At 63.3% G+C, this 21,111-nt stretch carries 18 protein-coding genes; 7 read left to right on the forward strand and 11 right to left on the reverse strand.

From position 1 onward, the window contains the following. Positions 1-13: 13 nt before the first annotated feature. The 3 genes from PQ457_RS17780 to folE all read right to left on the reverse strand — a co-directional run bounded on the left by PQ457_RS17780 (position 14) and on the right by folE (position 7,396). The gene (locus PQ457_RS17780; RefSeq protein WP_273620185.1) at positions 14-5,500 is read right to left on the reverse strand and encodes a hypothetical protein; all 5,487 of its coding nucleotides are present in this window, start codon (positions 5,498-5,500) and stop codon (positions 14-16) included. A 287-nt stretch (positions 5,501-5,787) separates the two neighbouring features. Beyond that, a complete protein-coding gene (locus PQ457_RS17785; RefSeq protein ID WP_273620186.1) occupies positions 5,788-6,726 on the reverse strand; it encodes an NAD(P)/FAD-dependent oxidoreductase in 939 nt (312 codons plus the stop codon). A 13-nt stretch (positions 6,727-6,739) separates the two neighbouring features. Continuing rightward, positions 6,740-7,396, reverse strand: coding sequence for a GTP cyclohydrolase I FolE (gene folE, locus PQ457_RS17790; RefSeq protein WP_273620187.1), 657 nt, complete (start codon positions 7,394-7,396; stop codon positions 6,740-6,742). Between the two features lie 157 nt (positions 7,397-7,553). Here folE and PQ457_RS17795 point away from each other — a divergent pair, with 157 nt between their 5' ends. Both PQ457_RS17795 and PQ457_RS17800 read left to right on the forward strand, forming a co-directional pair. Continuing rightward, positions 7,554-8,135: a PAS domain-containing protein gene (locus PQ457_RS17795; RefSeq protein ID WP_273620188.1), complete on the forward strand. Its 582-nt coding sequence runs from the start codon at positions 7,554-7,556 to the stop codon at positions 8,133-8,135. Between the two features lie 74 nt (positions 8,136-8,209). Then, positions 8,210-9,724: a cryptochrome/photolyase family protein gene (locus PQ457_RS17800; RefSeq protein ID WP_273620189.1), complete on the forward strand. Its 1,515-nt coding sequence runs from the start codon at positions 8,210-8,212 to the stop codon at positions 9,722-9,724. Here the strand turns inward: PQ457_RS17800 and PQ457_RS17805 are convergent. Continuing rightward, positions 9,683-9,853 (reverse strand): DUF2256 domain-containing protein, encoded by a 171-nt coding sequence (locus PQ457_RS17805; RefSeq protein WP_273620190.1) that lies wholly within the window; start codon positions 9,851-9,853, stop codon positions 9,683-9,685. The genes PQ457_RS17800 and PQ457_RS17805 overlap by 42 nt on opposite strands. Positions 9,854-9,881: 28 nt before the next feature. Beyond that, positions 9,882-10,256: a DUF393 domain-containing protein gene (locus PQ457_RS17810; protein WP_273620191.1), complete on the reverse strand. Its 375-nt coding sequence runs from the start codon at positions 10,254-10,256 to the stop codon at positions 9,882-9,884. 155 nt (positions 10,257-10,411) lie between these two features. Between PQ457_RS17810 and PQ457_RS17815 the strand changes: the two genes are divergently transcribed. Beyond that, a complete protein-coding gene (locus tag PQ457_RS17815) occupies positions 10,412-11,956 on the forward strand; it encodes a cryptochrome/deoxyribodipyrimidine photo-lyase family protein (RefSeq protein WP_273620192.1) in 1,545 nt (514 codons plus the stop codon). 8 nt (positions 11,957-11,964) lie between these two features. Here PQ457_RS17815 and arsH read toward each other — a convergent pair whose 3' ends face one another. From arsH to PQ457_RS17840, 5 genes are all read right to left on the reverse strand, one after another. After that, positions 11,965-12,705, reverse strand: a complete 741-nt coding sequence (arsH, locus tag PQ457_RS17820) for an arsenical resistance protein ArsH (RefSeq protein WP_273620193.1) — start codon at positions 12,703-12,705, stop codon at positions 11,965-11,967. Next, positions 12,702-13,367, reverse strand: coding sequence for an aquaporin (locus tag PQ457_RS17825; RefSeq protein WP_420541012.1), 666 nt, complete (start codon positions 13,365-13,367; stop codon positions 12,702-12,704). Before PQ457_RS17825 ends, arsH begins: the two co-directional genes overlap by 4 nt. Before the next feature lie 35 nt (positions 13,368-13,402). Next, positions 13,403-13,906, reverse strand: coding sequence for an arsenate reductase ArsC (locus PQ457_RS17830; protein WP_273620195.1), 504 nt, complete (start codon positions 13,904-13,906; stop codon positions 13,403-13,405). Positions 13,907-13,910: 4 nt separating this feature from the next. After that, positions 13,911-14,345, reverse strand: a complete 435-nt coding sequence (gene arsC, locus PQ457_RS17835; RefSeq protein WP_273620196.1) for an arsenate reductase (glutaredoxin) — start codon at positions 14,343-14,345, stop codon at positions 13,911-13,913. A gap of 62 nt (positions 14,346-14,407) precedes the next feature. Then, a complete protein-coding gene (locus PQ457_RS17840) occupies positions 14,408-14,758 on the reverse strand; it encodes an ArsR/SmtB family transcription factor (RefSeq protein ID WP_420541008.1) in 351 nt (116 codons plus the stop codon). A gap of 118 nt (positions 14,759-14,876) precedes the next feature. Between PQ457_RS17840 and PQ457_RS17845 the strand changes: the two genes are divergently transcribed. The 3 genes from PQ457_RS17845 to PQ457_RS17855 are packed head-to-tail and all read left to right on the forward strand — an operon-like array spanning position 14,877 to position 16,475. Continuing rightward, positions 14,877-15,179 carry an ArsR/SmtB family transcription factor gene (locus tag PQ457_RS17845; RefSeq protein ID WP_273620198.1) on the forward strand — a complete coding sequence of 101 codons (303 nt, stop codon included), beginning with the start codon at positions 14,877-14,879 and terminating at the stop codon, positions 15,177-15,179. A 1-nt stretch (position 15,180) separates the two neighbouring features. Next, the gene (locus PQ457_RS17850) at positions 15,181-16,227 is read left to right on the forward strand and encodes a permease (RefSeq protein WP_273620199.1); all 1,047 of its coding nucleotides are present in this window, start codon (positions 15,181-15,183) and stop codon (positions 16,225-16,227) included. Between the two features lie 11 nt (positions 16,228-16,238). Further along, a complete protein-coding gene (locus PQ457_RS17855; protein ID WP_273620200.1) occupies positions 16,239-16,475 on the forward strand; it encodes a thioredoxin family protein in 237 nt (78 codons plus the stop codon). Positions 16,476-16,544: 69 nt separating this feature from the next. Here PQ457_RS17855 and PQ457_RS17860 read toward each other — a convergent pair whose 3' ends face one another. Then, complete coding sequence (locus PQ457_RS17860) at positions 16,545-16,925, reverse strand: glycine zipper 2TM domain-containing protein (RefSeq protein WP_273620201.1); 381 nt, start codon at positions 16,923-16,925, stop codon at positions 16,545-16,547. 587 nt (positions 16,926-17,512) lie between these two features. Here PQ457_RS17860 and PQ457_RS17865 point away from each other — a divergent pair. Continuing rightward, positions 17,513-20,998 carry a DUF3857 domain-containing protein gene (locus PQ457_RS17865; RefSeq protein ID WP_273620202.1) on the forward strand — a complete coding sequence of 1,162 codons (3,486 nt, stop codon included), beginning with the start codon at positions 17,513-17,515 and terminating at the stop codon, positions 20,996-20,998. Positions 20,999-21,111: the final 113 nt, after the last annotated feature.

The raw sequence follows: 21,111 nt of genomic DNA on the forward strand, positions 1-21,111 counted from the left end.
CGCGGGCGTTGCGTCACATTCTCCAGCGCAGGCCGGCCATCACGCTCTCCCGCTTGCCGCTTTGGCCCAATTCACCCGAGGCGTTGAGGAACAGCGCCGCGCCGGGCGAGAGGCGATATTCGCCGCCGATCGTCGCCATCGCGCTGACCGGGTCGCGCCGGAAACCATAGGCCACCAGCCCATAGCCCGCGCCCGCCAGTCCGGCCGTTGCGGACACCTGATCGCTTTGCAGGCGATAGCGCATCCCCAGCGTGAGGAAGGGACGCCAGGCCCCCTTGCTCTCGGTCGCCGTCTCAAAGCTCAGTCCGGCGTCGAGGAAGGCCTGTTTGCGCGTTGCCCCGTCAACGCTCAGCGCGAAGGGATGGGCGCTGGCCTCGGTCAGGGCGTCGTGGCGGGTTCTCACCCAGGTCGCGCCCACATGCGGGCGGAGCAGCCAATCCTGGGACAGGGCAATGGCATGGCTGATCGACGCGTCCAGCGAGAAGCTGGGCAAGGCGTATCCGGCCGCGATCTGTCCGGCGTCGGGAACAAGGCGCCGGGTGGTGGCCCGCGCCGCGTCATAGGATGCCGAAAGCGTCACGCTGGTGTTCCTGTTGCCGAGGCGCAGCGCCATGCCGCCCACGACCCCGCGCGCGTTGGTCGAGGCGCCGATGGCGCGCACCGACTGGTTCTGATCGACCCAGCCGACATAGGCCGAGAGCGTATAGCCTTCGCCCCCGATGCCCAAACCGCCCAACACGCCGTAGCCGTTGATCGTGGCGCGATTGATCCCCTGCGTTTCCTGGCCCGCAAACTGGCGCAGGCTGCCCAGCGTCTGGCCAAAGGCGAAGACGTGATTGCCCCCGCGATCCTCGCCCAGCCCCAATGTGCGCCCGGCGGCCGCCAGCGAAAGGGCGGTTTCCGTGCCGATTTCCATGGCATCGGCATAAGGCTCAGGCGACAGTTGTGCAAAGGTTGCGGAAATGGGCGCGCCATTGCCGTCCTGCAGCGCGAGCAGCGCCGGGAACAGCGCGGCAGGTGCGCTGTCGGCCGCCATCGCATTGTTCACATAGGTGATTGCACGAAGCACCTGCGGATTGAAGGCGGCGGGATTGGCGAATTGCACCAGCAGGCCCAGATCGCCATTGGCCTTGGTCTTGACCACGCCGGGCAGGCCGGTCACCGCATCAAAGCTGCCCGTGACGCCGCGCGAGGCGCTGATGAGATTGAGCGTGCTGCCCGCCTTGATCGGGGTGGTGGCCGCGATCTGCAAGGTGCTGCCCGGCGCGATAACCAGGGCGCCGTTGATGTTCAGCTTGTCCTGCGCCGTGGGGGCGATTTCAAACAGCGATGTCGAGCCGCTCGCCAGAGCGACATTGCCATTGACCGTCATCGTGCCGGGCGATGCGCCGGGGCTGAGGATGCCCCCGACCGAGATATTGGCGTTGACCGTTCCGGCCGTGCCGAACGTGGCACCGCGCCCCACCATGATCGTGTCGGCATTGATCACCGATCCGCCCAGACCAACCAGCCGACCGCCCGTCAGATTGGCCGAGCCGAGCGTGGCAATCCCCGAAATCGTCGCCAAACCGCCGCTCTGGGCCAACGCGGCGATATTGGCGATGGAGGCAAAGCTCTGATTCCCCCCGCTGATCCCCAGCGTGTTGGTCCCGCCCCCGCCATCAAGCGCTCCGGCAAAGGTGCCGCCAAAGGAAAAGGCGTCATTGCCAGCGCCGGTGCTGATGTTGCCCGTGATCGAGCCGGTGTTGGTCAGCAGGAGCGGCGCGCCGCTCATGACGATGTCGCCGGTGATCGTCCCGCTGTTATTCAGGACGGCGTTGCGGGCGCCGGAAATCGTACCCTGGATGGCAAAATTTCGGGTGGTCATAAAATAATAGGGCGGGGTGGACGTATAGAAATAGTTGCTTTGCCTATATCCCGTGATCGTTCCCGAATTGGTGATGCTGGCCGTTGTGTCGGCGCCGCTGTTGGCGGACACAGTCATCCCGCCGGTGATCGTGCCGCTGTTGGCGACCGTCGTGTCGCCGCCCGTCGATCCGGCGGCCACGCTGAGCGCCGGGTAGGTGCCCGCGTTCAGGATCGTACCGCTGTTGTTGAAATTAACGCCTGTCGCCGCGGATACAACCACGGCCGATCCGGTAAGGAGCGAGGTGCCGATGGTGGCCGAATTGTCGAACAGGCCGGTAGAAACAAATGCGCCGCCGACATTGGCCCGATTGACCAAGCCGCTCAAATCCGTGTTGGCATAGGGCGGGTAGCTGATGCCGGCATAGCCCAAGGCATAGATGGCGCCTGTGGTCGACAGTTGATTGACGATAGTGCCGGTTCCGCCCACCGTGATGCTGCCGGTATAAGCCGATGGCCCGGCAATGGTGATCCGCGAGTTTGCCCCATCGGCCACGGTAAATTCGCGCGTGAAATTGTTCGGCAAGATGCCGCCCAGAGTGACCGTCGCCACGCCGTTGCGCTGATGCCCAATCGCGCCCGAGCCGACCGTAATCGTCCCGTTGACGCCAAAGCCCGATCCGGTCTCGACCAGCAGCCCGCTGCTGAAAGGGCCGCTCAGATTGAGGTTGCCGTTCAACGTGCCGCCATTGGCAACATAGATGCCGCCGCCACTGTAGGCGAAATTGACATCGCCATTGATCGTCCCGGCGTTAGACACCATTCCGCTGGCCAAAAGGACGGCGATTCCCGCCCCGGAAATTGTTCCGCCGGCCAAATTGGTGATGGTCGAATTATAGCCATAGGATTGCTTGATCGCGGTAGTGTCGCGGCTGGTGATGGCGCCGGAATTGGTGATGTCCACCTTGCCGTTCATCACGATGGCGGAACCATCGGCCGTGATCTGTCCGCTGTTGGCCAATGTGGTGTCAGGATTGGTGTTGGCGGTGCTCCAGGCGCTGCCGATGGCGACCCCTTGTGCGCCATCGGCCGAAATGGTGCCGGTGTTGACCAAAGGCCCATAGAGGGTGACGGCAGCGTAGCCAGATACCGGGTGAATGAGCGTGTCGGTCACGATAATCGACCCGTTGTTCACCAGACCGGAGCCTTGGCCCAGGTTGATGACGGCGGGGATGAACGAGGCAAAACCGGCACGCGCTGCGCTGATGCTGCCATTGTTGGTGATGTTCAGAGCCGTTGCCGCCGCATCGCCCCCGCCGCCCGATGGCGTTTGGGCCGATGTGGTCTGGATGACGGGGCCGGAACTGGCGCTGAGCGATCCGTTGAGATTGACCGAGCCGACGCCCGCAAGCGTGAGATAGGACGTGAGCGCGCTTTGCCCGGTCAGTGTCAGATCGGCCTTGTTCGCCAATTGAAAGCCCAATGTGGAAAAACCGGAGGGCAGGCTGGTTGTCGCGCTGGCATTGGCGCCGACATTATAGATCAGATTGGCATTGCTGCTGGTCACGCTGCCGTTGATCCCGGCAAATGCGCCTGAGCCCGTGTTGACCAGATCGGTGATCAACGTGTCGCCCTGTCCCAGCGTCAGATTGCCGTTAAGCACGCCGCCGGTTACCGCGTAATAGACATTGTTGCTGTTCGGACTGCTGCCCGCCAGATTGACATTGCCGTTGATCGTCCCGGCATTGATGATGCGGTTGTTGAAACCATAGCCGATGCTGCCGACCGCGGCGAGGCCCCCCGTCACCACACCGCCCGCGCGATTGTCCAGCGTGGAATAGGAACTGGTCTGGAACGCGGTGCCGCTCGACTGGATCGTGCCGGTGTTGACCAGAATGCTGCTGGTCGTCACGCCCACCGTTGCGCCGATGATCGTGCCGCTGTTGGTGGCGGTCGAGCAGGTGCAGGATTGCGACAGGGCCACGCCGATGCCGCCGGTCGAGCGGATGGTGCCGCTGTTGGTGAAGCTGCCGGAAGAGGCGACAGCCGTGCCGCTGGCGGTGATCGTGCCGGTGTTGTTCAGCGAGGAATACACGGCCACCGCAGCACCCGCGCCGGCATTGCTGCTGGTGATCGTGCCGCTGTTCTTGAATGTGCCGTAGCCTCCGCCGGAAACCACCGTGCCCGTGCCGTTCAGGCTGGTTTGATTGTCCAGCGTGCCCGGTCCGGTAAAATTGATCGCCCCGCTGTTTGTGAAACCGTTGGCCAGTGTCAGCGTCGTACCCGACGCGGGGGCAAAGCTTGCCGATGAGAAGCCGGTCGGCAGTGCCAGCGCCGAGGACAGCGTGGCATCGCTGGTCGTCTGCAAATTGACCGTATTGGTGCCGCCCCCGCCGTTGATCGTGCCGGTGATCCCGGTGTAGAGGCTGCCGTTCCTGATCGTGGCGATCAGCGTGTCATCGCCGTTGCCCAAAGTCACATTGCCGTTGATCGTACCGGCGGTGGAATCGATGGTGCTGCCCAGATTATAGGCATAGGCCGGGTTGAACCCGGCCATGACATTGCCGTTGATCGTGCCCGCATTGCTCAGATTCAGCGAGGTTCCGGCATAGATCGCGGTGCCGCCCACGCCGGTGCCGATCGTGGCTCCGGCATTGTTGGTCGCGATGATCTGGCCGCCATAGAGTGCCATGCCTGTGCCGCTGTTGATGATTGACCCGGAATTGGTCAGGTTTATGGCGTTGGACGGGGTGCTGGAAAGATTGGAACTGACCACGCTGCTGCCCGCGCCGGTGATCGATCCGCCCGACAGATTGGTCAGCCATACATAAAGCGAACTGATCGCCGACCCGGTGCCGGTGTTGGCGATCATTCCGCTGTTGGTGATCGTGCCGGAGAAGTTGGCAATCGTGCCCGCCGCGCTTGAGGAACTGATGGTGCCGTTGTTCGTGATATTGGAATAGAGATTGTAGCTGTTGTAGATCGCGCTCAACCCGCCGCCGGCGATGGTGCCATCGTTCGTGAGCGACATGACCGAACCCTGGATTGCGCCGATGGTTCCGCTGCTGCGATTGGTGATGCCAGCATAATAGGAGGTATATCCTGATCCGGCGAGCAGGGCCACACCGCTGCTGCCGCTGATCGTGCCCGCATTGTCGAGGCTGACATAGACGGTGCCGTAAGGATAGCCGGGGGTCTGCTCAAGGGCGATGCCGTAGGTGCCGCCTATCGAGGCCCCCTCTCCGACGGTGACGATGCCGGACATGCCGTAATAGTCAAAGCCGGTGGAGCCAAGGGGACGGGAAAGCACGCTGATCCCCGCCGCGCCTGTGGCAGAAACCGATCCGTTGACCGTGATGTTGGCATAGCGGAAATAGGAGGCGCCTGAAGCGGGCACAGATACGGTGATCGCCGCCGCGCCCGAATTGCTGACGCTTGCCCCCGAATTCACGGTCAGGGGGGAGGAATCGGTTGTGATCACGATGCCATTGCTGTCACTGCCCGAGCAGGTGACGGCGGTGTTGGCCTGTGTCGGATCCGGGCTGCATTGCGCAAGGGCATGGGTGGGAATCGCGGCAACCAGGGCAAGAGTGCTGGCCTGCACAGCGAGGCGCGTCGCCCGAAAATGGCGATGCTTTGGATTTGTATTTTTCACTCGAATGCCCCCGCATTTTGTTCAATTGAATTTGTTTATTCTTGAATGCAGGGTAAGTCACGGAAAATTACTGACATATAAAATTCATAATCGAACCATTTAGGTGTTAATCGGGCGATTATGTAGCGTGAAAGTCGCTTTAACCATTCCATCGATCATATTTATTCGGACGAATTGACGCCAATTGTGGCAAAATGCGCTTGTTGCCATCCGCGATTCATTGATTGGCGCATTATTCGGCGCCCTGCGCAATTTTGGGCAGTCGCCCGTCCGGATAACCGGCGCCATCAGCCCCCAATGAGCGCCGCCAGCCTTGTCCCCGACAGCCACGCCAGTTCAATCCTTGGCCCCAGCAGCCAGTCGCCGCAGGCACCCAGCCGAAGATCGGCGTTCCACAGCGCGCCCTTGGTCGAATGCGGCGCGACGGCATAGCGCCAACGATGAGCCGAGAGATGGATGGGAGCGGGAAGGGGCGCGCCATCGCCCTGCTGCGCCAGCCAACCGGCCAGATGACCGGCCACCGATGCGGCGTCATCCTCCAGATGCTGGATCGACCATTCAGGGCTGGCCTGCACCACCCATGCCTCGGCAACGGGGCGGCAGGGCTTGGCGCTGTTGCGCGCGGCCCAGCCGACAGGACCGGATGGATCGAGCACATCGCTCTCGAAGGGCAAACGCTCGGCAAAGGCGATCATCGCGGTCCAGCAGGGCCGCGAACGCGCGGTAATCGCGCAGGCGGCCATAGTGAGGTCATAGGTGCCCAAAAAGGCCGCCGCCTGCTCGGCGGGCAGGGCCAGAATGGCGGCATCATAGGGGCCGTGGCGGCTGCCGTCATTCAACAGGACGCGCCATTCCGCCCCTTCGCGGACCAGACCCATGGCATGGCTGGCAAAGCGGGTGTTGTGGGCTTTGGCCATATGGGCAATCGGTGCGTTCATGCCGGGGGTTCCCACCCACGCATCCTCTTTCGCGGCGGGCCAAGGCGCGACCACCCCATCCTTGCGCCATTGTTCCACCTGCGCGCGGAAGGCGTGTTCGCGGGCAGTGAAGAACTGTGCGCCGTGATCGAAGGAAATATGCGTCTCGTCCAGCGCCACACGCCGGGTCGACATGCGCCCGCCCGGCCCCCGCCCCTTGTCGAACAGCGTTACTTCATGGCCCATCTGTTCCAGAGCCTGGGCGCAGGCCAGACCCGACATGCCCGCACCGATAATGACAATCCGCATCGCCGCCACCCGCTCAATATCCCATCAGCGCGAGCACTTCCTTGCGGCTGCGTGGATCATCGAGGAACGTGCCCATCATCCGGCTGGTCACCATGCCCACGCCCGGCGTGCGCACGCCCCGCCCGGTCATGCATCCGTGCTGCGCCTCGATCGTCACAGCCACGCCCAGCGGCTGGAGATTATCCCAGATGCATTGGGCCACCTGCGCCGTCAGGCGTTCCTGAATCTGAAGGCGGCGCGCATAACCGTGCAGCACGCGGGCCAGTTTGGAAATGCCCACCACCCGGTTGCGGGGCAGGTAGGCGATGCTGGCCTTGCCGGTGATCGGCGCCATGTGGTGTTCGCAATGCGACTGGAAAGGAATGTCCTTGAGCAGGACGATCTCGTTATAACCGCCCACTTCCTCGAACTGGCGCGAGAGATGCACGGCGGGATCCTCGCCATAGCCGCCGCAATATTCGCGCCATGCCCGTGCCACGCGGGCGGGCGTGTCGATCAGGCCCTCGCGCGATGGATCATCGCCCGCCCAGCGCAAGAGCGTGCGGATCGCCTCCTGCACATGCTCGGGCACGGGAGGCTTGGTATTGGCCACAGGGACGGACGGGGCCGCGTCCTCATGCTCATCATCGAGCACGGCATCGCAGGTGTGAAGCGAGGTGAGGAGATTCATTGGCGGCCTCCCGGCGGCGCGACACAGGATCGCGTCATGGCTGAACATCTTTGCCTCTCTAGACAGGGGGCCGCGGGCGGCAACATGGCTTAAAGGGTATGCCGCAACGAGGGCGATGCTGATGGTGGCAATTGCCGAAAGGGAAGTGTTTCGGCCTATGGCTATTTCCGATATGATCAAAGGCAGTCTGGTGGCGGCCGTCATCAGCAATCCCAGATTGCCCGACAATCCGATCATCGAATGCAATGCCGCTTTCGAGGCGCTGACCGGCTATGGCCGCGACGAGGTGATCGGGCGCAATTGCCGCTTTCTCACCGGGCCGGGGTCCGAGCCGCAATTGATCGAGGCCCTGCGCGAGGGTATCCGCGAGCAGCGCCCGGTGATGGTCGAGATCCTGAACTATCGAAAGAACGGTCAGCCTTTTCGCAATGCCGTGATGGTGGCGCCGATTTTCGACAATGAGGGGGTTCTGGAATATTTCCTCGGATCGCAGGTTGAGATTGCCGACGAGGCCGAATTGGGCCGCGCCAATGCGGCCCGCGTCAAGGTTGAACAATTGTCGCCGCGCCAGCGGGCGGTGCTGCTGGCCATGGCGCGGGGGCGGCTCAACAAGCAGATCGCCTATGAACTGGGCCTCTCGGAGCGGACGATCAAGATGCACCGCGCGGCGATGTTTCAGGCGCTGGGCGTGCATACCGCCGCCGATGCGGTCCGTTTGGCGATAGAGGCGGGATTTTGATCGGGCCTTTTACCAAAATAAATTGCCCCAAAAAACAGGCATCGCACCGCGCAGGCGCAGGTTAATCCCCGCGCATGACGCGCATCATTCCGGTTCTGGGCGATCAACTGAGCCTTTCCCTCTCCTCCCTTCAGGCAGGCGACCGGGCAACCGACATCGTTCTGATGGCCGAAGTGGCCGCAGAGGCGACCTATGTGCGCCACCACAAGAAGAAGATCGCGCTGGTCCTGTCGACGATGCGGCATTTTGCCGCTGAACTGCGCGGCGCGGGCTGGCGGGTGGATTATGTCCGCCTCGACGATCCGGCCAACACCGGCAGCCTGCGCGGCGAGGCCGAGCGCGCCCGCGCGCGATGGGACGCGCAGGAGATCATCGCCACCGAGCCGGGCGAATGGCGGCTGATGCAGGACATGCGCGGCTGGGCCAATCTCCTGCCTGATGACCGCTTTCTGGCCGACCGCGAGGGTTTCGCCCAATGGGCCGAGGGTCGCCTGCGCCCCGGAGGCGGCACGCGCATGGAGCATTTCTATCGCCTGATGCGCCGCAAGACGGGCCTGTTGATGGAGGGCGACAAGCCCGCCGGAGCCCAATGGAATTTCGACCATGACAATCGCGCCCCGCCCCCCGGCGCTCTGGGCCTGCCCCAGCCGATGCGGTTCGAACCCGATGCCGTCACGCGCGAGGTGCTCGATTTGGTGGCGCAGCGCTTCCCGGACCACTTTGGCGATCTGGAGCCGTTCTGGTTTGCCGTCACGCGCGAACAGGCCGAGGCCGCCTTTGCGCATTTCCTGCGCGCGGCGCTGCCCGAATTCGGGCGCAATCAGGATGCGATGCTGACCGAGCACCGCTTTTTGTGCCATTCGGTCGTGTCGGCCTATCTCAATCTGGGCCTGCTTGACCCTTTGGCCATGTGCCGCGCGGTCGAAGAGGAATGGCGCGCAGGCCGGGTGCCGATCAACAGCGCCGAAGGGTTTATCCGCCAGATCATCGGGTGGCGCGAATATGTGCGCGGCATCTATTGGTGGCGGGGCCCCGATTACGCCAAAACCAACGCGCTGGAGGCCAATCGCCCGCTGCCGTGGTTTTACTGGACCGGCGATACTGCGATGGCCTGTATGCGCGCCTGCATCACCCAGACCCGCGAGGAAGCCTATGCCCACCACATTCAGCGGCTGATGGTGACCGGCAATTTCGCATTGCTGGCCGGGATCGATCCCCATGCGCTGCATGAATGGTATCTGGCGGTCTATGCCGATGCGTTTGAATGGGTCGAATTGCCCAACACGATCGGCATGAGCCAGTTTGCCGATGGCGGCCTGCTGGCCAGCAAACCCTATGCGGCCAGCGGCGCCTATATCCACCGCATGAGCGATTATTGCAACGGCTGCGCCTATGATGTGAAGGCGCGCGAGGGCGAACGTGCCTGCCCGTTCAACCTGCTCTACTGGCATTTCATCGCGCGCCATGCCGAGCGTCTGCGCGGCAATCCGCGCATGGCCCAGATGCTGCGCACTTGGGCCAATTTCGCGCCCGAAAAGCGCGATCAGCTATGGCGTGACGCCGAGGCCTTTCTGGCCACCCTTGGATGAGCGGCAACGGTCCGAGCAATAACGGACCGCATCCCAGTCGCGCGCCCATTTCCTGCGCCACGCAAAGGGGCGCTGACATGCCGCGCAGATCTTAGTCGGCAGATCACTCTTTTTGCGCATTTTCACCATGACGCACCCTCGCCGCCGCAGGGATCACTCATCGCAACAGCCCCTGCAGGACCGGGCGTATCTTTAAAAAGCCGCGATAGGCGAGCTCCAAGGCCCATAAAACCGGCCTGTGGCGCGCCAGTTCGCCCAGCAGGCGCAGGCGGGGGATCGCCCGCCACATGGCCGCAAAGGCAGCCGCGCCGTCGAGCATGACGCCGTCTTCCTGCGCATGAAAACGCCTGAGCATCAGCCGTCGGTCGAGCGGACATGCCTGCCCCTGATCGCCAAGATCGACAAAAGCAATGTTTCCGGCCCGGTCCCATCGCCGCATCAGCGCGATTTCACGCAGGCACAGCGGGCAGGCGCCATCATACCACACCATGAGCCTGTGGCGGCGGGTCGGGTGATGCGGTTGCCGGTTCATGAACCAAGAATAGGCCCGCGGCGGCCGTGGACCACCTGATCCTTCGGGAAGCCATCCATGCCCCAAGTGCCACCTTGCCGCGCTCCTCACCAGCGGTTCAATCAAGGCGCCCGTCGGGGGCATGGATTGACAATGGCCACAGTCGGTGCGGCGGGATGAACAGCGGGCCAATTCCACAGGTTGTGTGGTTCAAACGTGATCTGCGTCTGCAGGATCATGCCGCATTGCACAGTGCGGCCTTGGCCGGGCCGGTCGTCGCCTTGGTGATCGTCGAGCCCGCCTATTGGCGCGGCCCGGACACGTCCGGGCGGCAATGGCGGTTTTGGCGCGCCTGCATGGCCGATCTGGCCGAAGCCATCGCCCGGCGCGGCGGGCGCCTTTGCCTGCGGGTGGGCGATGCGGTGGCCGAACTGGAGGCGTTGCGCCGGGATATCGGGGCTTTTGCGCTGTGGGCGCATGAGGAAACCGGCAATGGCTTCACCTTTGCGCGGGACCGGGCGGTGCGCCATTGGGCGCGCGGGCAGGGTATTCCCTTTGTCGAGCTGCGCCAGTTCGGGGTTATCCGGGGGCGCGGCCTCAACCGCGACCATTGGGCCGCCGCATGGGATGCGATGATGGAGCAGCCCTTGCTGCCGGTCCCGCCTGTCATCTGGCGAACCGCGCCGGGCCGGGATGCTTTGCCCGGAGCGGCCGCGCTGGGCCTGTCGAGTGATGAGGCGGAGGCCTCGGCGGCCGCTGGCCGCGACGCGGCGCTGGCCGCGCTCGAGAGCTTTCTGTTCGAACGCGGTGAGCATTACACCAGCGCGATGTCCTCGCCGCTCAGCGCGCCCGATGCCTGTTCGCGTCTTTCGTGGCATCTGGCCTATGGCTCGGTGTCGATGCGCGAAGTGTGGCAGGCCGCCCGCAACCGTTATGCCGCCTTGCCCCGCGAGGCGCGACATTGGCGTGCAGCCCTGCGCAGCTTCATGGCGCGGCTGCACTGGCATTGCCATTTCATCCAGAAGCTGGAGAGCGAGCCGGAGGCGGAATTTCGCCCCTTTGCCCGCCGTTATGAGGGCCTGCGCCCGCCCTCCGATCCCGCCCGTCTGGCCGCATGGGCGCAGGGGCGCACCGGCTATCCGTTTCTCGATGCGGTGATGCGCGCCTTGCAGGCCACGGGCTGGGCGACCTTCCGCATGCGCGCCATGCTGATGAGCTTTGCCGCCTATGACCTCTGGCTGCCGTGGCAGGAGGCCGGGCTGGTGCTGGCACGGGCCTTTATCGATTACGAACCGGGCATCCACTGGCCCCAGTGTCAGATGCAGGCCGGAGAGACCGGGATCAACACGGTGCGTATCTACTCGCCCGTCAAGCAGGGGATGGATCAGGACCCCGAAGGCCGCTTCATCCGGGCCTGGGTCCCGGAACTCGCGCGGGTTCCGGGCGCATGGCTCCATGCCCTTGACAGGATGGACGGCAGCCAGCGTCAGGCGCTTTGCCCGGATTATCCTTTGCCCATCGTTGATCATGGCGCGGCGGCGCGGGCCGCGCATCAGGCCATCGCCGCCCTTCGGCGCACGCGCGAGGCCCGCGCCGAAGCCGACAGCGTACAGCAGCGGCATGGCAGCCGTAAAAGGTCAACCGCGCGCAGAGGGGAGGGGCGATCCTCCGCGCGGACTGTCGGGAAAAAGGACATGCCCCAGATGCAGCTTGACCTTTAAGGCCCGCCTCAGCCGGGGACCAGACCGGCCTTTTCCACCGGGCTTTCGACCGGCTGATCGCGCTCGACCCTCTCGGAATAGCGGTCCACCAACTGATCGGTATGAGGTCGCAGCAGCACGGTAAAACGCACCAGTTCCTCGCACACATCGACGATGCGGTCGTAATAGGAGGAGGGCTTCATCCGGCCCGCCTCGTCAAATTCCTCATAGGCCTTGGCAACAGAGGACTGGTTGGGGATGGTGAACATCCGCATCCACCGGCCCAGAATACGCAAAGTATTGACCGAATTGAACGATTGCGATCCGGCGCTGACCTGCATCACCGCCAGCGTGCGGCCCTGCGTGGGGCGCATCCCCTTAATGGCCAGCGGCAGGTGGTCGATCTGGGTCTTCATGATGCCGGTGATCTGGCCATGGCGTTCGGGGCTGCACCAGACCTGCCCTTCGGACCAGAGCGAGAGTTCGCGCAATTCATGCACGGCCGGGTGGTCATCGCCGGGCACCTGATCGGGCAGGGGCAGGTCGCAGGGATCGAAGATCCTCACCTCGCAGCCGAAATGGATGAGCAGGCGCGCTGCCTCCTCGACCACCAGCCGGGAATAGGAACGTTCGCGCAGCGAGCCATAGAGCAGCAGGATGCGCGGCGGCGGATCGCCCGCGCCAAGGCCCAGCGCCGGGCGGGCATGGGCATATTCGGGCTTGAGCGCGGGCAGGTGATCGGGATCAGAAAGTTCACGCAGACGGTTCATGCGGCATCCTCATTGGGAGCAGGCTCATTGGGAACAGGCTCATCGGCAACGGGCTCGTCGGGAAACAGGGCCATGGCGACGACATTGGCGGCAAGCGCGCCAAGAATTTGGGCAAGGATAAAACCCGGCACATGGGCAGGAGCGATGCCCGCAAAGGTGTTGCTCATCGCGCGGGCGATGGTGATCGCCGGATTGGCAAAGCTGGTCGAAGAAGTGAACCAATAGGCCGCCACGATATAGAAGGCGACACCGGGCGGCACCCAGACATGGCGATGCTTGACCGTGCCCAGAATGGTCAGAATCAGGCCGAAAGTGGCGATGGCCTCGCTGACCCATTGGCCCATGCCGGTGCGCGCCTTGGTGGACAATTCCAGAACCGGCAGGCCGAACATGACATGCGCCGCCCAGACGCCCATAATGCCGCCCGCCAGTTGCGCCGTGACATAGGCCCATGCCTGCGGGGTGGTTATCTCTCCACGCAGGCGCATGACGAGCGAGACGGCCGGGTTGAAATGCGCCCCCGACACCGGGCCCAGCATGGTGATCAGCACGAAGAGCATCGCGCCCGTTGCGATCGTATTGCCCAGCAGCGCCACGGCAACATTCCCGTCCGCCAGATTTTCGGCCATGATGCCCGACCCGACCACCGTGGCGAAAAGCATGAAGCTGCCGATGGCCTCTGCGGCCAGTTTCTGCCTCACGCCGCGCCCTCCATCCGGCCGATTTCGGCCAGCGCGGCGGTCAGGTCTTCGCGCTCCATCGTTTCAAACGGCAGCGCCAGCAAGGCCTGCGCCCGGATCGTCAGCCACCGCCATGTGTCCTCAAAGGCGGCGTCCTCGGCCGCCTCGCCCACGGCATCGGCCGGGTCGGTCAGGCCCCAATGGGCGCGCAAGGGGGCGCCGGGAAAGACCGGGCACGCCTCACCGGCGGCATTGCCGCAGACTGTGACGGCAAGGTCGATCGGCGGAGCATCCGGCCCGGAAAATTCCAGCCAGCTTTTGGACCGGAAAGAGCCGGTCTGGATGCCCCGCCGCTCCAGCAGGCGGAGCGCACCGGGATGGGGGACGCCCTTGGGCCTGCTGCCCGCGCTATGGGCCAGAACCCGGCCCGGCGCGAGATGGTTGAAGATAGCCTCGCCCAGGATCGAGCGGGCGGAATTGCCGGTGCAGAGCACCAGGATCGAAAAGGGTGCCGATGCCATCACCTTAATCCGCCGTGACGCGCCGGCCGTCGCTGTCGATGACCTGTTCGCCGTCTTCCTTCGCAAATGCGCCGCGCTGCCCGGCCGGGATGAGGTCAAGGACTTCTTCGGAGGGGCGGCACAATCTGACCCCCAGCGGCGAAACCACCAGCGGGCGGTTGATAAGGATCTGATGGGCCATCATCGCGTCGATGATCCGCGCATCGCTCAAATCCGGATTGTCGAGGCCAAGTTCGGCAAAGGGCGTGCCCTTTTCACGCAGCAGCGCGCGGGGCGTTATCCCCGCCCGTTCGATCAGGCTTTCCAGCATGGCGCGCGAGGGCGGCGTCTTGAGATATTCGACCACATGCGGCTCGATCCCCGCATTGCGGATCATCGCCAGCGCATTGCGCGAGGTGCCGCATTCGGGATTGTGATAGATGATGATGTCGCTGGCCACGGCATAACTCCATTGGGCGGAAATCGGAAAAGGCGTTGTGGGCGGCGCAGGCCCGTCCCGGATCAACCGGCGGCGGCTCCATCGGCCTCGGGCGCGCAGCACAGGCCATGGTCCGTACAGGGCAGGCCGCCGCAGCAATTCTCGGTAAGATAGCCCATCAATCCATTCATCGCTGCATAGTCGGCGGTGTAGATGATGAGACGGCTCTGACGGCGCTGCCTGACCAGACCGGCATGGGTCAGCGCGGCAAGATGAAAGCTCATCGAAGAGGAGACCATGCCCAGCTTGTCCGCGATCACTCCGGCGGGCAGGCCTTCCTCGCCCGCCTGAACCAGCAGGCGGAAGGCGGCCAGACGATGCTCCTGCGCCAGGGCGCCGAGGGCGCGGATGACAGCGGCTGAATCCACATCCATCTCCATGATTCGATGATTATCGAAATATCGACAGGAAATGCGCCCGTCAATGCATTCAGCGCGAGGCCGGTTGACTTGCGTCAATGCGCTTATGCGTTTTGGCGCATAGATCGGCACGATGCACCAGCCCGTCGATCCTTTGCTTGCCGCTCTTGCCGAACCCACACGGCTGCGCGCCCTGCATATTCTCTGGGATGGCGATGAGCGCTGTGTGTGCGAATTGATGGATCGGCTGGGCGTCACCCAATCGCGCATGTCGCGTCATATGGCGCGGTTGAAATCTGTCGGCGTGCTGACCGACCGGCGCGATGCGCAATGGACGCGCTATCGCCGCAATCCCGATATGCCCGCGGCCTGGATTGCGGTCATCGAGGCCATTCTGGCGACATTTCCTTCATTTCCGGAACAGGGAGCCGCCTGATATGAGCAACCGAGCGCCCAACCCTCATGGAGCCGCAAGGGCATGGTTTGGCGGCATAGCCATCGCCATGGCGATATGGTTCGCCCTTTATCGCCAGTTGCAGCCGGTCTCGCGCTGGCTTGTGGCGCAATTGCCGATCCGGCCGGGCAGCCATCTGGCAACCTCGGTGGAATTCTTCTTCTATGACACGCCCAAGGTGCTGATGCTGCTGACGCTTGTGGTCTTTGTCATGGGCGTCGTGCGCAGCTTCTTTTCGCCCGAACGCACGCGCGCGCTGTTGGCGGGCAGGCGCGAAGGGGTGGGCAATATCGCGGCCTCGATGCTGGGCATCGTCACGCCCTTTTGCTCCTGTTCGGCGGTTCCCTTGTTTGTCGGCTTTGTTTCGGCGGGCGTGCCGCTGGGGGTGACGTTTTCCTTTCTGATCTCGGCGCCGATGGTCAATGAAGTCGCGCTGGGCCTGCTGTTTGCTCTGGTCGGGTGGAAGGTGGCGCTGACCTATCTTGCCTTTGGCCTGTCGATTGCCATCCTTTCGGGCTGGATCATCGGCCGCCTGCGGCTTGAGGGCTGGCTTGAGCCATGGGTGCGCGAGGTTCGCGCCGGGGAAGATCCGCTCGATGACGGCCATCGCGACTGGGTCGAGCGCTTTGAAGCGGGCTGGGAGGCAGTCAAAGAGATCGTGGGCAAGGTCTGGTACTGGATCATTGCGGGCATTGCGGCGGGCGCCTTTATCCATGGCTATGTTCCGGCGGGCCTGCTGGCGCGGATCATGGGGGCGGGCGCGTGGTGGTCGGTGCCTGCGGCGGTGATGGTGGGTGTGCCGATGTATTCCAACGCGGCCGGTATTATCCCGGTGGTCGAGGCGCTGCTCGGCAAGGGCGCGGCGCTGGGCACGGTGCTGGCCTTCATGATGTCGGTCACGGCCCTGTCGATGCCCGAAATGATCATACTGCGCAAAGTGCTGAGCCTGAGGCTGATCGCCGTTTTTGCAGGCGTCGTGGCCCTTGGCATTCTGGCGGTGGGTTATCTTTTCAATGCCCTCTTTTCCTGAAAGGACATCCGATGAAAGACGTGAAAGTGCTGGGTTCGGGCTGCAAGCGTTGCCAGACGGTCGAGGCCATGGTCAGGGCCGCAGCGGATGATCTGGGCATTCCGGTCGCTTTGGAGAAAGTGACCGATTATGCGGAAATGGCGAAATTCGGCATCCTTTCAACGCCGGGCATCGTGATTGACAACAAGGTCGTCCATGCGGGCGGCATTCCCAAGGAGGAGGATCTGCGGCGCTGGTTGCAGGCCTGATCGCGCCGGTCCGGGCGAGAACCGCAGGAACCTGCGGCTCTCGCGCCAAAACCGTTGGCGTCATTCAGCTTACCGGCAGGTCACATTGCCCCGGTCGATTTCGCGGCCAAGCAGGCCGCCCCCGGCAGCGCCCAGAATGGTGCCCAGTGTCCGGTCGCCCCGGCCCGCGATCTGGTTGCCCAGCACACCGCCCAGCGCCGCACCGACCACCAGCCCGGTGGTGCCATTGCTGCGACGGCAGTAATAGCGCCCGTCATTGCCCCGCCAGATCCGGTCATCGCGGCCAAGGCGGCGATATTCCACATGGCGCCCATGATCGCGATAGTCGCGATATTCGTCATGACCGCGGCGGCCATAGGCGGGCGCCCAAGGCGGCGGATCGGCAAGGGCGGGCGTGGCGACGGGCAGCATGATGGCCGCCAGCGCGGCCGAAAGGACAAATTTGCTCATAAGGTCTGTTTCCCTTTGTTCGTTGTCTGATCTCTTGCTTGCCTTTTTCTGGCACGGGCATCAGCAACCGAACATGAACAGCCAGTTGTCGCCGTGAAAGGCCGATGAGCCGCCCCGACGCGCCCGCGAAAAACGGGTTATGGCCCCCGCAGAGCCGCGATTTTCCGCGCTTTGCGCGCATGCCGGGCGCGGATTTGATCGGCCGGACCGGGGCGGTGCCTTGCCAAGTTTGCCCTCATCGCGCGCTTTCACTTCGTCGCTATTCTTGCACCCATGACCCCGATGCTCCGGTGATCGACATATCTTGCACTTTGGCATTGCCCGCCGGCAGGCATATTCCAGAGCCTGCCGGACTGCTGCGATGGTTCGCCTGCGCTCGCCTTTGCGTGTTTTTTATACCGGCCTGTCCGGCTTCTGCTTGATGATAGTTTCAGATCGGCAGAAATCCGACCTTCTGATCGTGCAAGGAAAATAATGGCTCCGTATCGGGGTTTTCATAACTGAAAACTTGTCAGTCGCGCGATTGGGCCATAGCAGGAATGCATTGCCCCAGGGGATCATTCGACTGTATCATGCAAAAATCTTCAATGCCTTATCTGGCTCTGGCCGCCCTGCTTGCCGGTTCGGTGGCGGCGGCCCCGGCTCTGGGTGCCCCTGACACATCCATGGTTGCGCAAGACAGCGCCGACAAATCTGCGCTGGCCCAGTCCCTGATGCGCGAAACGATCCCCGATTGGGTGAAGATGCGAAGCATTCAGGAGGTGACGGCCAAGCAGATGGGCAATGCCCAAAGCGGCATCTACTATGTCATGACCGATTTTCAGGTTCGCGTCACGGGTCAGGGCCATGATGACTGGCGGCGCGTTGCCAAGCGTGTGGTGAACCGGACGGGTCTGGAGGAAGCGGGCCAGCTTTCCTTCAGCGTGGACCCGCATTTCGAAACGCTGGCCCTTCATTTTGTCCATATCATCCGCGACGGCAAGGTGATCGACCGCACCGGCGAGGTGAAATTCCGCATGGTGGCGCAGGAGGACGATCTGGACGACGGGATCGTCAGCGGCGCGATGAAGGCCATCACCAACCTGCGCGACGTGCGGGTGGGCGATGTGGTCGATTATGCGGTGACCACCCATGCGCGCAGCAGTCTTTGGCCCGGCCACGGGTTCCAATATGCCAACCAGCGCTTTTCCGATCCTCAGGCGTTTCAGGCCCTGCGTTATCTTTGGCCCGACGGGATGCAGCCCCAGTTCCGCGCCCTGAACAGCACCATTGCTTTCAAACAGACCAGGCTGGGCAATATGACGGAATGGGAATGGACCCAGAGTGACGCGCCCGCCACCGATGCCGAAAAATGGGTGCCCCAGACCGCCTATCAATGGGGCATGGTCGAATGGTCGACGATGAGCCAGTGGTCGCAGGTCGTCCAATGGGCCTTGCCGCTTTATGCAGGCGATGAAAGCCTGACGGACGAATTTTCGGCAAAGCTGGACGCCATCGCCAAAGCCTATCCGGCCCCCGCCGACCGCCTGACCGAGGTTTCGCGCTATCTTCAGGACAATATCCGCTATGTGGGCGAGGAAATCGGGGAGGGCTCTTATGTACCCCGCCGTCCCAGACTGGTCCTTGAACGCGGCTATGGCGACTGCAAGGATAAGGCGTTGTTGCTGGCGGTGGCCTTGCGGCGTCTGGGCATAGAGGCGGTGCCTGCGCTGGTCTCTACCGGATCGGGCTTTGCGCTCAGGCAGGAATTGCCCTCGCCGTTGGCGTTTGACCATGTGATCGTGCGCGTGGTGCTTGACGGCAAGGTGACATGGATCGACGCAACCGGCGCCCATCGCGGCGGACGCGGTCTGAATATCGTGCCCTCGGACCTTGGCTATGCGCTGCCGCTGCGGCCCGGACAGACCGATCTTGAACGTATGGCGAATTTTCCCGAACATGCAGGGAAAGTCAGTGTTTCGGAGCGCTATGCGATCGATCCGGACGCGGCGGTTCCGCTCCGCTTTGATGTGGAAACGGTTTATACGGGCGAGCGGGCCGATGATTTTCGGGCCAGTGTCGCCTCGCGCGGTGCGCCGCGCATCGCCAAGAACAATCTCAATTTCTACAGCAAGCGCTATGCCGGTCTGAAAGAAAGCCAGACGCTGGACATCCGGGATGACCGTGATGCCAACATCCTGACCATGGTGGAGCATTACGAACTCTCCAAGGCGGACTGGGATAAGGATGGCCTGTTTTCAAAACTGGTGACGCAGGCCTACAATGTCGATGATATCTTGCCGGAAAAGCAGGTCACGCCGCGGCGCAACCCCTTGGGTCTGCCTTCTTCCGCCTTGCGCGAGCATGTGATCGAGCTGAACGTCAAAGGCAAAAAGCTGGGTATGCCCGATGACATCGACAAGGTGGTGGGCGCGATCCATTTCCGCCGCAACACCACGCAGGTGAATAATGGCCTGCGCATGGTCTATACGCTGGATACCGGTTTGGAAGATGAGGTGCCCGCCGGCAAGGCCAAGGACATCTATGACCTGTCCACGCTGATTGACGATGAAGCCGGTCTTGCATTCCATTTCGACCAATCAGCCAATACCACCGACGAGCCCAAATCCGCCGTCGAGGCGGCGCTGGGCGCCTATCAGGCGGATTTGAAGAAGATTGTCGAGCTTTCATCCAAGGGCGACGATCAAAGCGCAGGCGCGGCGTTGGAGCTGACCAACACCATTCTGGCCAAACTGCCTCAGGCCTCGGTCGGGGCGGGGGTCCTGGAAGGGATCAAGGGCGGCCTGCTGGCCCAGCTTCGGCGGCCGGTGGCGGCGCTGGCTTCGCTGCGCGCGGCAACGGCCCAATATGACGGCAATCCGGCGGTCTTCCATCTGTGGCTGGCATTCGAGCTGGATCAGCAGGACCCTGCGGCCTTCAACAAGGTGTTGCAGCGCACGCTGGCCGTTCAGCCCGATGTGGTGAAGGATATGCCGCAGGCATGGGTCAAGCAGGCGATGCGGAGCATGCAAAAGCTGCCGCCCGCCCAGCGCGACAGCGTGAAGCAGGATTTCTGCATCGCCATGGTGTCTGCGGACTGGCAATTGAACCCGCGCAGCATGATGGGCGATCAGATCCTGAGCTGTGCCATCGCCGCGCAGACCAGACGCGGGCAATTGGCTGCGGCGTGCGCGCTGCTGGACAAATCGCCTCCGGCATCGGCTCTGGCCTCCATGTCCGCAAATCGCACCTATCAGGCATTGTGGCCCGAACTGGACAAGCAGGCGGGCGATGGTTTCCAAAAAGCCTTGGAGCGCGATCTGGCGCGCAGTGTGGCGGCCGGGAAGGCCGCGCCCGGCGCCATGGACAAGATCCAGAGCCAGATGCAGGCGCTGGGCGCGCTGGGGCGGTTTGAGGCCGCCGCCGAACTGGCCCGGCCCGTCGTGGCCGACATGAACAAGATCGAAGCGGCGGAGGAAGAAGGTTTCTGGCTGGTCAACAGCTATTCCAATGCCCTGATGCATATGGGGAAATTTGATGAATCCGTCGCCGCTCTCGACAAGGTTCTGGCGCTGGGTGTTGATCGCTATCCTTCGCTGGTCTCCATGGCGATCAACCGGCTTGAAGTGCTCTATGACGCCGGGCGATATCAGGCCATTCTGGACGACGGTGCCGCGCTGGAAAAGGGATCGGGCGACAGGATCAGCGATTTTGGCCGGATGTGGATCTGGGCTTATCAGGCTTGCGCCAGCTACGCTTTGAACCAGACGGCCGAAGGGCGCGCGATCGAAGAGAAAATGGCCACCAAGTCGAGCACCAACCAGAGCGCGATGGCCATGGCTCTGGCCTGTCGCGGCGACGAGGCGGCGCTGGCCGACCAGATCCTTGCGCGTTTGGAGAGTGAGGATCAACGCGATTCCACCCTGGGGCTTTTCCTTGTGTTCAAGGGCAAAGATGTGCTCTCGCCCCAGCGCCAGCGCATGCTTCAAACCGTGGCGCGCGCGCTTCAGTCCCCCAAGGTGCAGGCGGCCGTGAAAAAGCTGGGGCGGCCGGTGAACTATGCGGGAACGCGGCAAGGCTGGCCGGACACCTGAGGTTGAGCGGGTTCGCGCCGTGCCCTTGCCCGATCAGCCATCTGGCAAACGGGCCGGTGCGACACCATAATTGCCGTATGACAAAGGCTTTTTCGACAAAATCTCCGCGCCGG

This window comes from Novosphingobium humi, assembly GCF_028607105.1.
Lineage (GTDB): Bacteria > Pseudomonadota > Alphaproteobacteria > Sphingomonadales > Sphingomonadaceae > Novosphingobium > Novosphingobium humi.

Bases quoted from the DNA above. Each gene is read 5' to 3' on its own strand.
- PQ457_RS17785 (WP_273620186.1), bottom strand. From the start codon at position 6,726: ATGCGGATTGTCATTATCGGTGCGGGCATGTCGGGTCTGGCCTGCGCC.
- folE (WP_273620187.1), bottom strand. From the start codon at position 7,396: ATGAATCTCCTCACCTCGCTTCACACCTGCGATGCCGTGCTCGATGAT.
- PQ457_RS17795 (WP_273620188.1), top strand. From the start codon at position 7,554: ATGGCTATTTCCGATATGATCAAAGGCAGTCTGGTGGCGGCCGTCATC.
- PQ457_RS17800 (WP_273620189.1), top strand. From the start codon at position 8,210: ATGACGCGCATCATTCCGGTTCTGGGCGATCAACTGAGCCTTTCCCTC.
- PQ457_RS17805 (WP_273620190.1), bottom strand. From the start codon at position 9,853: ATGGTGAAAATGCGCAAAAAGAGTGATCTGCCGACTAAGATCTGCGCG.
- PQ457_RS17810 (WP_273620191.1), bottom strand. From the start codon at position 10,256: ATGAACCGGCAACCGCATCACCCGACCCGCCGCCACAGGCTCATGGTG.
- PQ457_RS17815 (WP_273620192.1), top strand. From the start codon at position 10,412: ATGAACAGCGGGCCAATTCCACAGGTTGTGTGGTTCAAACGTGATCTG.
- arsH (WP_273620193.1), bottom strand. From the start codon at position 12,705: ATGAACCGTCTGCGTGAACTTTCTGATCCCGATCACCTGCCCGCGCTC.
- PQ457_RS17825 (WP_420541012.1), bottom strand. From the start codon at position 13,367: ATGCTTTTCGCCACGGTGGTCGGGTCGGGCATCATGGCCGAAAATCTG.
- PQ457_RS17830 (WP_273620195.1), bottom strand. From the start codon at position 13,906: ATGGCATCGGCACCCTTTTCGATCCTGGTGCTCTGCACCGGCAATTCC.
- PQ457_RS17840 (WP_420541008.1), bottom strand. From the start codon at position 14,758: ATGGATGTGGATTCAGCCGCTGTCATCCGCGCCCTCGGCGCCCTGGCG.
- PQ457_RS17845 (WP_273620198.1), top strand. From the start codon at position 14,877: ATGCACCAGCCCGTCGATCCTTTGCTTGCCGCTCTTGCCGAACCCACA.
- PQ457_RS17850 (WP_273620199.1), top strand. From the start codon at position 15,181: ATGAGCAACCGAGCGCCCAACCCTCATGGAGCCGCAAGGGCATGGTTT.
- PQ457_RS17855 (WP_273620200.1), top strand. From the start codon at position 16,239: ATGAAAGACGTGAAAGTGCTGGGTTCGGGCTGCAAGCGTTGCCAGACG.
- PQ457_RS17860 (WP_273620201.1), bottom strand. From the start codon at position 16,925: ATGAGCAAATTTGTCCTTTCGGCCGCGCTGGCGGCCATCATGCTGCCC.
- PQ457_RS17865 (WP_273620202.1), top strand. From the start codon at position 17,513: ATGCCTTATCTGGCTCTGGCCGCCCTGCTTGCCGGTTCGGTGGCGGCG.